A 14,904-nucleotide genomic window follows, 5' to 3' on the forward strand; every position below is an offset into this window, starting at 1 on the left:
GTCCTACTTGGCGGGCGAGTAGTTATAGATGGACGGAACGGCCTGCTGGACCTGCGAGACGACGTTCACTTTGTCGTTGTGGTAGTACATCTGGTTCACGCGGAACAACGGAGCGAACCAAGCTTGTTCAACCACATACTTGTTGACTTCCTGGGCCAGCTTGCCGGCATCCGCACCACCGGTACGCACGGCCGCGATCTTGGCTTCAAGCTCAGGGGTGGTGTTCTTGAACGGGTTGTACAGGGCCTTGGTGGAGACGATCTGGTCGATCGCTACCGTGGGCTCACCCTGGAAGAGGTTGAAGAAGAGTGCGGGGTACTTCTGGGCGGCAACGTCCGAGGTGAAGGTGTTGGTGATGGCCGCACCCGGGTTCAGGGTGATTCCAACGTCGGCCAGCTGCTGCTTGAGGACGGAGATCAGGGTTTCCGCGCCGGGAAGGGTGGGAACTTCGAAGCTGACCTTGCCCTCGAAGCCGGACTCCTTCAGGAGCTGCTTGGCTTTCTCGGGATCGTAGCTGTAGTAGTTCTCCAGCTCCTCAGACCAGGCGCCGCTGTCCTTGCCGAACGGCTGCGTGGTGGGGGTGCCCTGGCCCAGCATGACCTGATCCAGGATGGTCTTGCGGTCAAAGGCGTGGTTGATGGCCTGGCGGACCTTGAGGTTGGCCAGGGCCGGGTTCTTGGCGCCGTCGCGGTCCAGCAGGAGCAGTCCTGACCAGTCAACCTGGTTGGTTTCGAGCTTCATCTTGGCGCCCTCGGCCTGCTTGCCGTTCTTGGGGTCCAGCAGGGTGGCGTCAATCTGGCCGGAAACCAGTGCGTTGGTGCGGGCGGTGGGGTCCAGCAGGATCTTGAGCGTCAGCTTCTTGAACTTCTGGAGATCCTTGTTCCAATAGCCTTCCCGGGCGGTGAACACGGACTGGGAGTCCTTCACGGAGGCGGCCTTGTCCATCACGTACGGGCCGGAACCTACCGGAACGGTCTTGATGGCATCGGTTCCCAGTGCGGCGGGGCTTCCCATGAGGCCGGCAGCCTGGCTGAGGAAGTACTCAAGGGCCGGTTCCGGTGCGCTGAGGTTGATGTCAATGGTGTCAGCGTCCACCACGGCAACATCGGATACAGAGGCAAGCTGACCCATCTGCGGGCCGTTGGCCTTCTTGAAGTGGTCCATGTTGGCTTTGGCTGCCGTGGCGTCGAACTTGGCACCGTCACTGAAGGTGACGTCCGTGCGGAGGTCGACGGTGAGCTTGGTGTTGGTCTCGTTGTACTTCCAAGCGGTTGCCAGCATGGGGCTGAGCTTGCCGTCCGGTTCACGGAGGATCAGGGAGTCGTACGCTGCCTGATACGGCTGGAGCGCGTGGCCCACGTGGGCCTGTGCCGGATCCCAAGAGGTGAGGTCCCTCAGGGTGCCCAACGTCAAGGCCGTGACGGTCTTGCTGCCGGCAGTCGAACCAGTTCCCGCGCCGGCACCTCCGCCGCCACATGCGGTAAGCGCCAGGGAGGCGCTGAGGACGATGGCGGCTGCTGCCGCCTTGGGACCTAACTTCATTGTCGGCTCCTACTGAGTCTTTGCCTGATGCGAGTCAGAGCTTGGGGCGCGTGGCCTGCGCCACACTTTTCTTGGGTGTGAGATTTACAGTACGGACTTTGTTGGATGTTGGCAACCGATTGTCAAAAGTTTCTTAAATTGTTGCCAAATGCCAGGGTGAGACACCTGGAGACACGGACCCGCCACGCGAAAACAGCCGGAATCCCTGAGGTTTCCGGCCCTTCGCCCCACGGTTGCGCGGATGGTTCAGCCCACCCGTTCGAGCATGTCCGGGTAGCTTTGCGCGTAAATGTCCTTGATGATCCCCAAGGATTTGCCCGCCTCGGCCGGGTCGATCCAGAAAGGTCCGGGATGGGCCAACGTGGAGTAGAAGTCCGCAATCAACAACTGATGGGAAACACCCCAGTAGGACCTGCCCCCGGTTTCCGCCACCCGCTCCTGGACGACGTCGACGGTCCCATCGGCATAGGTCACCGTGAGATCGCCCCGCAGGCTAAGAGTCGCCTTCTCGGTGACGATGTCCAGCGTCACCGGAGCATTGACGGCATTGGCCAGGGTTGCGTAGAAAACGCTGCGGGCGCCGTTGACATGCTCAGCAACAAACTCCGCAGTGTCTTCCACCTCGATCACGCCACCCAACGAACGGGTGGACGCGTGGCCCTCCACTTTGGCAACATCACCTACCAGCCACTGCAGCAGGTCCACCGTGTGGATGGCCTGGTTCATCATCAGGCCGCCTCCACCCCCTGCCCACGTTCCACGCCACGGACGGCTTTCGTAGTAGCTGCCGTCCCGGTGCCACATGACGGTTGCCGAGGCACCGATCACCTGACCCAACGTGCCGCCGTCGAGCAGTTCATGCATTGCTTGCGACGTCGCGTTGTACCGGTTCTGGAAGCAGACGCCGATCTTCGCCGTGCTCCGCTCCGCCACCTCGATCAGGCGCTGCCCCTCTTCCAACGTGTGGGCCAGCGGCTTTTCGACGATCACATTCACACCGCGCTCAAGGCAGTCAGCCGCCACGGAGGCGTGAAGGTGGTGCGGCGTACAAACATGCACGACGTCGGGACGCACCTCCCGGAGCATGTCCAGGTAGTCCGCGTAGCCGGGGACGCCATGGGCGGCTGACGCCGCCTCCAACCGTTCCGGATCGGTATCGCACACTGCCACCAACTCCGCGTCCCCCACCGCAGATAGTGCCTCAAAATGAACGGTTGAAATGTCGCCACAACCGATGACTGCCGCTGTTGGCATGCCCTGCTCCTTCGAAGGATGATGCTGCCGGATGGTGATGCTGAGTGCTGGTCGTTCCACGTGCTGGTGGTGCTGGTGCCGCTTGCCGGAATCAGGCGAGGGTGACGCCGTTTTTGCTCGCGAGGCCGGCGAAGGCCCTGGCTGCGATGCCGAAAGCCACAGGACCCGAGTAGCCGCCCAGTTCGTGGGCGCTGGCCAGGTGCGGCTCCAGCGACGCGAAGCCCTTGTATCCGTCGGCGGCCAGTGCAGCGATGGTGGCATCCAGCTCGCCGTCACCCTCGCCGGAAGGAACAACCTCGCCAGTGGTGGCGATCGCATCCTTCACCTGCAGGTACTCAAGGTACGGGCGCAGCAAGGCATAGCCCTCGGTGTACGGCTTGACGCCTACCTGGACGAAGTTGGCGTTGTCCCAGGCGACGCGCAGCGCCGGGGAGTTCACCGTTTCCATGATGTCCAGGACACGCTCAGGGGTGTCACCGTAGATGCCCTTCTCGTTTTCGTGCAGCAGAATCACGTCACTGGCGGCTGCCTCAGAGGCCAAGGCCGCCATGCGCTCCATCACGGCGTCCCGAATCTCTTCCTGCCCCTGATCCTCGCCCCGGTAGAAGGAGAAGATGCGCACGTACTTGGTGTCCAGGGCTTTCGCTACAGAAATGATCTGGCGGAGCCGCGCGAGCTCATGCTCCACCGGCAGGCTGACATCCACCTTGCCAATGGGGCTGGCTACAGCGGAGACCTTGAGGCCCTTTTCGTCGAGGATCTCCTTCAAACGCTGGACAGCTTCCGGCTCCAGTTCGGACACGTTGGTGCCCCAGGCGCTGCGGACTTCAAGGTGACTGGCGCCGAGGGCCAGCAGCACGGCGGCCTGGATGGCGGGATCTGGATCTACTTCGTCGCCGAAACCGGACAGGCTCCACACGGCATGGGGGTGGGTCACGAATTCTCCTAGGTAGCCCCGTGACGCCACCGGCCGGAGCGCGGTGACGCAGTTCACAGGAGTGTCTTGTCCCCACGAGTTTAGCCATCTTGGCACTATTTTGACAACCGATTGCCATACGCTGCCATCGTGTGGCATTCTTGGTCCACGGTGTGGCAGTGGTCACAGCCGGATGATTTTGTCGTTCCGGGAGGAACGCCCATGTTTGCTGTTCAGAGAGGAACGCCCATGGCGACGCAACCCATGGCAACAGGCCGGCCTGCCACCATCCACGACATCGCTGCGCTGTGCGGCGTCGCGGCGTCCACAGTTTCGAGGGCCCTAGCCAACCCGGAGCGCGTCAATATCCGCACCCGAGAGCGGATCCAAGCTGCCGCCGTCGAGCTTCATTACACGCCCAACTCGCAGGCGAAAGCCCTGAGCTCAGGGAAGACCGGCGCTGTTGGCGTCCTGGTTCCGGACATCACCAACCCGTTCTACTTCGACCTCATCCGAGGCACCCAGTTGCAGCTCAAGGCTGCTGGCTACACCCAGTTGCTGGTGGATACCGAAGAGTCGGACGAGGTGGAGGCCAGCACGCTGGAGCAGCTGCGCAAGAGCGCCGACGGCGTCATTGTTGCGGCGTCGCGCCTCAACGACGACGCCCTGGCCGCTGCCGCCGCCCTGATGCCCATGGTCACTGTTAACCGCGACGTCGACGGCGTCCCCGCAGTCATTATCGACACCCCCTCAGCCATGCCGCAGGCCCTGGACCACCTGATTTCATGGGGCCACACGTCCGTTGCCTACGTTTCCGGTCCCGCCGTTTCGCAGTCGAGTGCCCGGCGCTGGGCCGCACTGTCAGCAGCCGCGGAGGAACGCGGAGTTGAGGTCCGCCGCCTTGGCCCCTTCGCGCCCAAAACCCAATCCGGCGCTGCCGCTGCGGATGCCGCCGTCCACAGCGGGGTCACTGCGTGCATCGTATTCAATGACCTCATCGCCATCGGCATGCTGCAACGACTCCGCGAACGGGGCCTCCGGGTACCGGAAGACATGAGCATCGTGGGCTGTGACGACATCTTTGGTGCGGATTTCTGCAACCCACCCCTGACCACCATGAGCTCACCCATCGAGCAGGCCGGCCGGGTGGCCGTGTCCATGCTGCTGGCCCAGTTGAACCCGCTGGCCGGCGGCGGAAACCGGAATCGCTCCGTCATGCCCACGCACCTCACAGTCCGTGGTTCCACGGGCCCGGTCCCCTCCGCTTAGCCCGAATCACCGCCTAGGCCGAATCACCACGCAATATGGTTGAGCCTGTGTGACCGGGCTGACTAGTGTTGGACCATGCGCGAACTCCAGGAAAAGATCATTGAAGAAATGGGCGTCCAGCCCCGGATCAACCCTGCAGAGGAGGTCCGCAAGCGCGTCGATTTCCTGAAGGATTACCTGAAGGCGACGCACACCAAGGGATTCGTTCTTGGCATCTCCGGCGGCATAGATTCCTCGCTTGCCGGCCGCTTGGCCCAATTGGCCGTGGAGGAACTCGAAGCCGAGGGCGTAGAAGCGAACTTCGTCGCCGTCCGACTCCCCTACGGCATCCAGCACGACGAAGACGATGCCCAGGCGGCCCTCGACTTCATCAAGGCCAAGACCGAGTGGACCTACAACATCTCCCAAGCCGTGGATGGTTTCGAGGACGAATTCGAAAAGACCACGGGCGCCCCGATCTCCGATTTCCATAAGGGCAATACCAAAGCCCGCGCACGCATGATCGCCCAGTATGCACTGGCCGGTGAACACAACTACCTGGTGATCGGCACGGACCATGGGGCAGAGTCAGTGACGGGCTTCTTCACGAAGTTCGGCGACGGCGGCGCGGACATCCTTCCGCTGTTCGGCCTGAACAAACGCCAGAACCGCACCCTCCTGGCCGAACTCGGCGCGCCTTCACGGGTCTGGGAGAAGGTTCCCACCGCCGACCTCTTGGATAACAAGCCCGGCCGCACCGACGAGGACGAGCTCGGCATCACCTACGACCAGATCGACGACTACCTCGAAGGCCGCGACATCCCCCAGGACGCCGCCGAGCTCATCGAGCAGAAATACCTCCGCACGCGCCACAAGCGCACGGTTCCGGTCACCGTCTTCGACACCTGGTGGAAATAGACGCTCCAGTACCAACCACGCTTCTCCAGAACAAACCACGACGGCGGGTGCCGGCTTCCGTACGGAAGTCCGCACCCGCCGTCGTGCGTTAACCAACGCTCTCTCACCTCCCGCGCCCTCCCCGCCATCCTTCTCTCACATCCCGAGCCCTCCCCGCCATCCTTCTCTCACCTCCCAATTTCAACTCTTGACGTCGCGATAGTTACCGATATATCGTTAACTATCGCCGATACTTCTTCGGCGAACCATTCAACCGAAAGGACGATGCTGTTATGAAAGGCATCAACGAAAACAACAACTCATTCCCCGAGCACGACCACGGACACCCTGAACACGGCCACGGCCGAGGCCGCTTCAACCGGGGCAAGGGCCGACGCGGACCGGGCGGACACGGAGGCGGCGGATTTGGTCCGGGCTTCGGTCCGGGCGGTTTTGGCCCTGGCTTTGGACCCGGATTCGGACCAAGGGGCTTCGGTCCCGGCGGCTCACGCCGAGCCAACCGTGGTGACGTCCGGGCAGCGATTCTCTCGCTCTTGGCGGAGGCTCCCTCCAACGGCTATGGCCTCATCAAGACCATCGCTGAGAAGACATCAGGTGCATGGCGACCCAGCCCCGGCTCCGTCTACCCCACCCTGCAGCAACTGGTGGACGAAGAACTGATCGTCGCCGTCGGCGAAGGCCGACGCACCGAGTTCACGCTCACGGACGACGGCAAGGCCTACGTTGCCGAGCATGAGGAAGAACTGGCCAACGCCTGGAACACGGAGGCCGACGGAACCGGCGCCGCGTTCCACCAAAGCGTCGGCAAGCTCATGGGCGTCGTCCACCAGTTCCGCTCGGCCGCCACCGACGAACAGCGTCAGGCAGCCATTGAGAAGCTGGACGAAACCCGCCGCGCCCTCTACCTGATCCTGGCCGACTAAGTGCTGGTCACCATCCCCTTGACCTTGACGTAACGTCAACCCCTACTGTCGAAGAACAAGCACAGGACGGAGGACGTATGGACTGGTCAATTCAGGAAATCGCCAAGATCGCAGGGACTACCAGCCGCACACTGCGTCACTACGACGACATCGGACTGCTGAAACCAAGCCGGACCGGCCATAACGGCTATCGCTACTATGACGGTCCGGCCTTGGTTCAGCTCCAGCGAATCCTCCTGCTCCGGGAACTGGGGCTTGGCCTGCCGGCCATCGCCGAAGTTCTCGATCGCGAGACGGATACCGTCAAAGCGTTGAGCAGCCATCTGGAATGGCTCGCGCAGGAGCAGGACAGGCTGACCCGGCAGATCGCGTCCGTCCGGCAGACCATCGACACAATGAAAGGGGATGGAAAGTACATGGCACAGAACATGTTTGATGGCTTCGACCACACTCAGTACAAGGACGAGGTGGAGGAGCGTTGGGGCAAGGACGCCTACGCCGCCAGCGATTCGTGGTGGCGAGGGATGAGCGCCGACGAAAAGCAACAGTGGAAGGACCGGGTCCAACAGCTGGGCACGGACTGGATTTCCGCCGCGGAATCAGGGGTTTCGCCTGATGGCGCCGAGGCGCAAGACCTTGCACGGCGCCACGTCGAGTGGCTTCGCGGCATTCCGGGAACCCCGACGACGGCACCTGGCGGAGACGTCAAGGGTTACGTCGTGGGACTCGGCGAGATGTACGTCGCCGACCCTAGGTTTGCCTCCAATTACGGCGGGGAATCAGGGGCGACCTTCGTCCGGGATGCCCTGCGGGTTTACGCGGAAAAGAACCTCTAAACGGTCAGGATGCGCTGATCTGAGTTAGGCAATAGTCTGGCCGAATGGGTACAAGCACCGTCAAGTCCGGCGAACAGGTTGACAGACAGAAGCGCATTCTTGAAGCGGCACTGGAACTACTGTCCCGCCACGGCATTTCGGGCATCAATATGCGCGCAGTGGCACGTGAAGCCGGCGTCGCACTTGGCTTGGTGAATTACTACTACGAAGACAAATCGAGTTTGATCCGCGCGGTGCTCCACCAGATCGAAGAGCACGACCTCCTGCTGGTGGAGCCTTCGCCCACCTCCACCCCGGATAAACAACTCCGCGAATCTCTTCGTCGCGTTGCGGACCCAGGACTCCTGACCACGCCGTACCTGTCCCTCCGCCTCCATTTGTGGGCTCTTGCCCAGGCCCATGAGGACTTTGCACGGATCAATGCCGCAGCTTTTGACCGGTATCTCCAAGGGCTTGCGGCCTTGATCGGCAATGCCGTTCCCGGATTGTCTCCTGAAGAATGCAGGGAGCGGGCGGCCGACATCGTTGTGGTGCAGAACGGCATGTGGCTCACCACGCTTTTGGGCATCGACAAGGCAGCGATAGAGCGAGGCATTGCCCGCACCGAGGAGATCGCGTTCGCGCCGTCGCGGCACTAGAACGGGTCTTGGTCCTCCGGAAAAACCGACGACGGCGGCAGGACCCGCCGTCGTCGGCCGTCTGCGTACAGTGTCCTGGTCATGGCCAGTCCTTTGCTCGGTTGGTTTCGGATTGTTCTGCTATTTGCCCGCGTCAGCCTGGGGCCGGATCTCACCGGAACCCCGCTGTATCAGTTCGGTGGGGATGACGTACGTTTGGGCTGGCCCCTCGTCGCCATCGATCCTTGCAAGGATCCGCTCAGCCGCCAGCTTGCCGATGCGTTCGGGATGCTGGGCGATCACTGTGATCCCGGGGTCCATCATGTCGGCCAGAGTGAAATCATCGAATCCAACGAGAGCAACCTTGTGATGCAGTCCAAGGGCTTTCAGGGCCCGCATGGCCCCGAACGTCACCAAGTTCTGACTGGAAAAAATCGCCGTGGGCGGGTTCTCTGAGGTAAGCAGCTCGCGAACAGCCCGACATGCGGCTTCCTCGTCATCCAGGTTCTCGCGAACGTCGACGCCGGACGTGGAAAAGCCTGCTTGTCCCACGCCATCCAGGAACCCTGTCCTGCGCCTTCCGGCTGTCTGAATATCAGTCCGGTCGCCAAGGTAAGCCAGCCGGGTATGCCCATGCTGGATCAGATGAGCCGCCGCCTTTGCCGCGCCAATTTCGTTGTCAGTGACTACCGCGTCAGCCTCAATGCCCGCAGGCTCACGGTCAATGAATACCAGGGGCAAATCGCGAGAGTGCTCCGGGATCATGTACGCCTGGCTCTTGGCGATGGTAGTCAGCACCAGCCCGTCGACCCGACGGCCCAGGAAAGCTGAAATGAGTTTCCTCTCCCGGTCAGGATCGTCATCCAGGCTTGCAGCGAAGACGGCAATTCCGCGCACAGCCAAGGCGTCTTCCATGGCCCTGTGGATCTCGCCACTGAATGGGTTGGAAACGCTCGGAAGCAGCAGGCCGATGGACTGGGTCTTGCGTCCGGAACGCTTCAGGCTGCCCGCTGTGATGTCCAGTTGGTACTGCAGTTGTTCCGTCGCCCGCATGACCCGCTGCCGGGTCGCCTCGGAGACCCCTGGCTCATCGTTCACTACGCGGGAGACTGTCTTGATCCCGACGCCCGCGAGATCGGCCACGTTCTTCATGGTGGGGCGCTTGCGTCCGGAGCCGGACTGGTAACGATTAGACATCGTTGTCAACTTGCTGCTCCTCAACTCGATTCAAGACTTGACTCTACCGCGTGAGCTTGCTTCCATGTCCTATGACAACGTTGTCAGAGGCAGGAATGCGGATCCATCTTCCTGCCGCCGGCGCAGTCTGACGCTCGGTGCACTTAGCCTGACAGCCCGCGGAGGCAGCTCATTCCCTTCAACCAGTGGAGGCGCCATGAGAAGGCCGCCGAGGCGAAGGACCCATACCACCAGTAACCCGACGAAAGAACCGAGATGCACAACCTTCACCCAGGCGACTTTGCCCATAACCAACTGGACGTCGTCGTCATCGGCGAAGCCCTGGTCGATATTGTGAACACCCGGGAAGGAACCATCAGCTACCCTGGCGGTTCCCCCGCCAATGTCGCCTACGGCCTGGGCCGTCTCGGGGTACCGACCGGGCTGCTCACAGCAATCGGCGAGGACGAACACGGCACCGCCATCACCAACCACCTCCACAGCGCAGGCGTCCAGCTGCTTCCCGGATCAACATCCTTGGAGCGCACCGCCACGGCCACCGCCACCCTCGCAACGGACGGCTCGGCCAGCTACGAGTTCGACATCCGCTGGGAACTTGCAGCAGTAGCACCGGCCACGATCCCGAAAGTCCTTCACACCGGATCCATCGCCACGTTCCTGGCCCCGGGAGCCGCCACTGTGCGCACCCTCCTGGAACAGAGCCACGACTCCTGCCTGGTCACTTACGACCCCAACATCCGCCCGGCACTCCTTGGCAGCCACGCCGAAGCCAAGACGATCTTCGAGGACCTGCTCCCCCTCACCGACGTCATCAAACTCAGTGACGAAGATGCGCACTGGTTGTACCCCGCATCCTCCTTGGACGACGTCGCCTCCCGACTCCTGAACCACGGGACCCGGCTGGCCGTCATCACCCGAGGCGCTGAAGGTGCGCTCCTCGCCACCCCCGGAGCACGACTCAACGTCCCGTCAGCGAAGACCCACGTTGCAGACACCATCGGCGCCGGCGACTCCTACATGGCCGCCCTCATCTTTGAACTGTTGACCAGGGGCGAAAAGGCGTTTGCACCTTCAGCACTCGAGAGCATTGGACAGACCGCAGCCTTGGCCGCAGCGATCACCGTCAGCCGGCCCGGCGCCAACCCTCCCACCTCCGACGAACTTCAAGCGCGGTTGGAAGGACTCCAACAGCAGCCACTCGCCGCCGTATAGTCCGTTCCGCCGAATCCGCACGAGTTTGACACCACCAACCCGGCCCGCTGGCGACTGAACGGGCCCTCCGGGCCGGGTGCCGCCGTCGTGGGTCTCCTGCCTTTGGTGGGAGCGGGCAGAACTCCCCATGGCACTGCCGCGGGACGACGCCTACGATGGCAGTGGACCACTCGGTCCCTTCAGTCACTTTTTTGGGGAAAAGGACCTTACCCATGCCGTTGCCGCGACCTGCCGCCGACCATCCGTTTCAGAGAATACGGCAGGGGGTGTGGGCCATTCTGGCGGCTGTCGCTTTGGTGGCCGCGGGTCTCTTCGCCGGGATCGCGCCCGCCTCTGCCGCGACCTACACCTTCAAGGGAGTGGTCAAGGGAAAACTGACAGCCACCGCAACGGCCACTGCGCTGGGCGATGTTTGGGTGGGTGCGTACACCAATGACGACCGGGCCGACTTCGTTGCCGGTGCGTGGTCTGCTCCCGACGGCTCCTACAGTTTCACCGTGCCGGCTTCCGGCAGTTACAAACTATGGACCACCTGCAGCAGCGGACCTTGCTCCGCCACGTATGCACCCGAGTGGAACTCGAACCAGTCCAGCTCTTACGGTTCGACGCCGGTCGCCGTCACCGATGCTGCCCCCACCACCACGTACAACCCGCAACTGGAAGCCTTCGGCAGCATGACTGGCCGGGTCACCAATAAGGCCGGCCAGCCGCTGACGGCGGTTTCTGTCTCAGCGTCACCCAACAACGGCGGACAGGTGAGCAGCACCAAGCCCGATGCCAACGGCTACTTCACCCTCACCAAGATCCCGCCCAACCAGGCCTACATCAGCGTGCGGGACGAGTCGGGCCAGCGCCTCTACCTGGAGCAGTACTGGACCGGCACCGGCACCGTGGATACCTACACGGCGGCTACCGTCCCGGCCGGAGTCGCATGGACCAACGTGAACTTCGTCCTCAAGGATGAAACCCTCATGGAGGCCACCGTCGTCGATCCGGCGGGCGCGCCGATTGCCGACGTCGGGTATATCCCGTGGGTCTACAACGACGCAACGGCAGCCTGGGAAGGGCCCCAGATGGGCCCGCTGACCTCAAATGCCCAGGGCAAGATTTACTGGCGCATGACGGTGGGGAAGAAGTACAAGCTCTGTGTCTCGGACACTGTCTACGAGGGCACGCCCCGCGATAAGCGGTACAAAGCCGAGTGCTTCGACAACACGGCCACCAAGGACACGGCAACCGTTCTGACAGCAACTGCTGCCGGCCAGCGCGTAAAGCTCACCATGCAGTTGGACGTTGCAGGGCTGTCGCTGACCCCTGACAGGCCCTACGTTTACGGATCTGCCCAGGCCGGACAGAAACTGACCGTCGATCCCGGCGTTTGGGGACCGGCTCCGGTGACTCTTGCCTACCAGTGGCAGCGCTCCAAGGACAATGCCGAATTGCAGGACATTGCCGGCGCCACCACCACTGTCTACACCCCCACCGCGGCTGATGCCGGGTACGACATCTGGGCGAAAGTCACCGGGACCAAGACCGGATATGCCCCGCACACCACCTCGGTGCACGGCGGCAAATCCGGCGCCGCGGCTGTCACGTCGTCCAAGCCCTTCACCCTTCTGGGCACGCCCAGCGCCGGGAACACCCTGACCGTTGACCACGGCACCTTGAACCCCGCCCCTGATTTTGGCCCGTACTACGACTGGTTCGTCAATGGTGTGCAGGACTACAGGACAAACGGGTCCACGTTCCTTCTGCAAACCTCCGACGCCGGCAAAAAAGTCACCGTACGGCTCAGCGTCCACGACTGGCCGCTCCAGCCCTACTACGGCCAGGCTTCTGTCACTGTTGCGGCGGGCACGTTGACCGCGCCGGTTCCCACGGTGACGGGAACGGTGAAAGTCGGCTCGGTCCTCACGGCGGTTCCCGGAACGTGGGGACCTGCCCCCGTGACGCTGGCGTACCAGTGGTTCCGCAGCGGCGTCGCGGTGACGGGTGCTACTGCAGCTACCTACTCATTGGCTGCCGCGGATCTGGGTAAGACCATGACCGTTCGGGTCACGGGCACCAAAACCGGGTTCACGACGGCGGCGAAAACCTCCGCAGCCACTGCCGCCGTCGCGGCGGGCACGTTGACGGCGCCAGTACCGACGGTGACAGGGACAGCGAAGGTTGGTTCAGTGCTCACGGCGGTTCCCGGGACGTGGGGACCTTCCCCCGTGACACTGGCCTACCAGTGGTACCGGAGCGGCGTCGCGATCTCCGGGGCCACCTCAGCTACCTACCCGCTGGCTGCCGCCGATTTGGGCAAAACCATGACCGTCCAGGTCACGGGCACCAAAACCGGGTTCACGACGGCGGCGAAAACCTCCGCAGCCACTGCGGCCGTGGCGGTGGGAACGTTGACCGCGCCGGTGCCCACGGTGTCCGGGACCGCGAAAGTTGGCTCGGTCCTCACGGCTGTCCCTGGCGCGTGGGGTCCTGCCCCAGTGACATTGGCCTACCAATGGTTCCGGACTGGCGTCGCGATCACGGGCGCTACGTCAGCTACCTACGCCCTGACTTCCGCTGACTTGGGTAAGACCATGACCGTGCGGGTCACGGGCACAAAGGCCGGGTTTACGACGGCGGCCAAGACTTCCGCAGCCACTGCCGCCGTGGCGGTGGGCACGTTAACCGCGCCGGTGCCAACGGTGTCCGGGACGGTGAAGGTTGGTTCGGTCCTCACGGCTGTGCCAGGCGCGTGGGGTCCTGCCCCAGTGACGTTGGCGTACCAGTGGTTCCGGAGCGGCGTCGCGGTCACGGGTGCCACGTCAGCTACCTACTCACTGGCTGCCGCGGATCTGGGTAAGACCATGACCGTTCGGGTCACGGGCTCAAAGACCGGATTTACGACGGCGGCCAAGACTTCCGTAGCGACTGCTGCCGTGGCGGCGGGCACGCTGACCGGGCCCACTCCCACCGTCGCAGGCACCGCAACCGTGGGCAGCACGCTCACCGCGACCCCCGGCACGTGGGGGCCAGCTCCGGTGACGTTGACCTACCAGTGGTTCCGCGGAAGCACCGCCATTTCGGGCGCCGCCGCCCAGACGTACAAACTGGTCGCCGCGGATAAGGGAAGCGCTATCAAAGTGCGCGTGACGGGCACCAAGACTGCGTACACCGCACTGGCCCGCTACTCAGCTGTCACTGCCCTGATCGGCTGAGCATCAGCGTACCTAACTGACGTTAGTGACGGGACTTAAGAGACGACGACGGCGGCCGCACCGCCGTCGTCGTCTTCCTGTCGGGACTCAATCAAGGGGTACGAATCCGCTCAGGAGGCAGAGTTGAACATGCCAGATGCTTCACGGCTCGCGCAGCTTGGAGAGACACTTGCTCGATGGCAGGCGGATGGCGGCCCCGTCCACCTGCATCCTGGTGACCTCGGCTGGTACTCGCGGCTCGGCGTCGACGAGACTGCGTCAGCGATACGGATCTGGGCGGACGGTGGGATACCGGCCGCTAGCGGGCTTCTCGATGGACCGCAGCTTCTCCGGCTGGCGATAGACCCGGCGTTACGTGACGACGCCGGACTTGCTGCTCGAATCGCGGATTCGATCGAAGACCCCGAAGGAGGCGTGTTCGCGCCCCGGACAGGCGACGGTGGAGGCGCGAGGTGCCGGTGCTCTGGCGCGGATCCTGCCGGCTTCGTCCCTGCCACGCCTGTCGTGGACATGTCACGCGGTGACCACTAGCCAAGCCGGTTAACCGTTTGCGGCGACGCCAACCCGCGCACAGTGAGGAAGTATTCGGACTTATCCCTTGTCGGCGATTTCCGTGGCAGCCCGTCGGGACCTGATGATCGCCAGTCCGACAACGCTGCCTGCTGCTGCCAGGAAGAAAAACAGCACCAACAGTGGACCCGACATCCCTGGGAAGAGCGGGTTGCGACCAGTCAGGAAGATCGAGGCCAACAAGCCCACCATCGACATGCAGAACATCAAACCCAGCGCTTTCTGCATGCGGCTCTGACGGGTCAGCAGTGACTTGTTTGTAGTAGCCATGGATATACCTTATCGAGCTGCTTGGTGACTTAATTGGCAAGCGGGCGGCGACAACGCTCAAATCGATCTGGAATCCGACACTTTCGACTGGGCCTGCGGATAGCGCCCTTTTGGGATCTGATGACAAAGTCCCTGCTATCACGGCTCTACTCCTCAAGGGCTGTCGCTGCCCCTGAACCAGTACCGCTCGAAGGTCCC

Annotated in this window: 12 protein-coding genes; 7 read left to right on the forward strand and 5 right to left on the reverse strand. The window is 62.9% G+C overall.

Annotation, left to right across the window (positions count from 1 at the left end; genetic code table 11):
- Positions 1-3: 3 nt before the first annotated feature.
- The 3 genes from RQH14_RS00855 to RQH14_RS00865 all read right to left on the reverse strand — a co-directional run bounded on the left by RQH14_RS00855 (position 4) and on the right by RQH14_RS00865 (position 3,733).
- Complete coding sequence (locus tag RQH14_RS00855; RefSeq protein WP_311211453.1) at positions 4-1,542, reverse strand: ABC transporter substrate-binding protein; 1,539 nt, start codon at positions 1,540-1,542, stop codon at positions 4-6.
- Positions 1,543-1,788: 246 nt separating this feature from the next.
- Entirely contained in the window at positions 1,789-2,796 is a 1,008-nt protein-coding gene (locus RQH14_RS00860; RefSeq protein ID WP_311211454.1) for a Gfo/Idh/MocA family oxidoreductase, read from the reverse strand.
- 91 nt (positions 2,797-2,887) lie between these two features.
- Positions 2,888-3,733, reverse strand: coding sequence for a sugar phosphate isomerase/epimerase family protein (locus tag RQH14_RS00865; protein ID WP_311211455.1), 846 nt, complete (start codon positions 3,731-3,733; stop codon positions 2,888-2,890).
- Between the two features lie 228 nt (positions 3,734-3,961).
- Here RQH14_RS00865 and RQH14_RS00870 point away from each other — a divergent pair, with 228 nt between their 5' ends.
- The 5 genes from RQH14_RS00870 (at position 3,962) to RQH14_RS00890 (ending at position 8,275) form a co-directional block, all read left to right on the forward strand.
- Positions 3,962-4,981 (forward strand): LacI family DNA-binding transcriptional regulator, encoded by a 1,020-nt coding sequence (locus RQH14_RS00870; RefSeq protein WP_311211456.1) that lies wholly within the window; start codon positions 3,962-3,964, stop codon positions 4,979-4,981.
- A 75-nt stretch (positions 4,982-5,056) separates the two neighbouring features.
- Positions 5,057-5,878 carry an ammonia-dependent NAD(+) synthetase gene (gene nadE / locus RQH14_RS00875; RefSeq protein WP_311211457.1) on the forward strand — a complete coding sequence of 274 codons (822 nt, stop codon included), beginning with the start codon at positions 5,057-5,059 and terminating at the stop codon, positions 5,876-5,878.
- A gap of 272 nt (positions 5,879-6,150) precedes the next feature.
- Entirely contained in the window at positions 6,151-6,801 is a 651-nt protein-coding gene (locus RQH14_RS00880; RefSeq protein WP_311211458.1) for a PadR family transcriptional regulator, read from the forward strand.
- 77 nt (positions 6,802-6,878) lie between these two features.
- Positions 6,879-7,637, forward strand: a complete 759-nt coding sequence (locus RQH14_RS00885) for a MerR family transcriptional regulator (RefSeq protein ID WP_311211459.1) — start codon at positions 6,879-6,881, stop codon at positions 7,635-7,637.
- A gap of 44 nt (positions 7,638-7,681) precedes the next feature.
- A complete protein-coding gene (locus RQH14_RS00890) occupies positions 7,682-8,275 on the forward strand; it encodes a TetR/AcrR family transcriptional regulator (protein WP_311211460.1) in 594 nt (197 codons plus the stop codon).
- Positions 8,276-8,395: 120 nt separating this feature from the next.
- Here the strand turns inward: RQH14_RS00890 and RQH14_RS00895 are convergent, their stop codons facing one another.
- Complete coding sequence (locus RQH14_RS00895; RefSeq protein WP_311211780.1) at positions 8,396-9,406, reverse strand: LacI family DNA-binding transcriptional regulator; 1,011 nt, start codon at positions 9,404-9,406, stop codon at positions 8,396-8,398.
- Between the two features lie 300 nt (positions 9,407-9,706).
- Between RQH14_RS00895 and RQH14_RS00900 the strand changes: the two genes are divergently transcribed.
- The gene (locus tag RQH14_RS00900; protein ID WP_311211461.1) at positions 9,707-10,663 is read left to right on the forward strand and encodes a carbohydrate kinase; all 957 of its coding nucleotides are present in this window, start codon (positions 9,707-9,709) and stop codon (positions 10,661-10,663) included.
- 212 nt (positions 10,664-10,875) lie between these two features.
- A complete protein-coding gene (locus RQH14_RS00905; RefSeq protein ID WP_311211462.1) occupies positions 10,876-13,866 on the forward strand; it encodes a carboxypeptidase regulatory-like domain-containing protein in 2,991 nt (996 codons plus the stop codon).
- A gap of 591 nt (positions 13,867-14,457) precedes the next feature.
- Here the strand turns inward: RQH14_RS00905 and RQH14_RS00910 are convergent.
- Positions 14,458-14,706: a hypothetical protein gene (locus RQH14_RS00910; protein ID WP_311211463.1), complete on the reverse strand. Its 249-nt coding sequence runs from the start codon at positions 14,704-14,706 to the stop codon at positions 14,458-14,460.
- Positions 14,707-14,904 lie beyond the last annotated feature (198 nt).

Origin of the sequence: Arthrobacter sp. WCS2018Hpa-7 (genome assembly GCF_031843805.1) — a bacterium.
GTDB lineage: Bacteria > Actinomycetota > Actinomycetes > Actinomycetales > Micrococcaceae > Arthrobacter.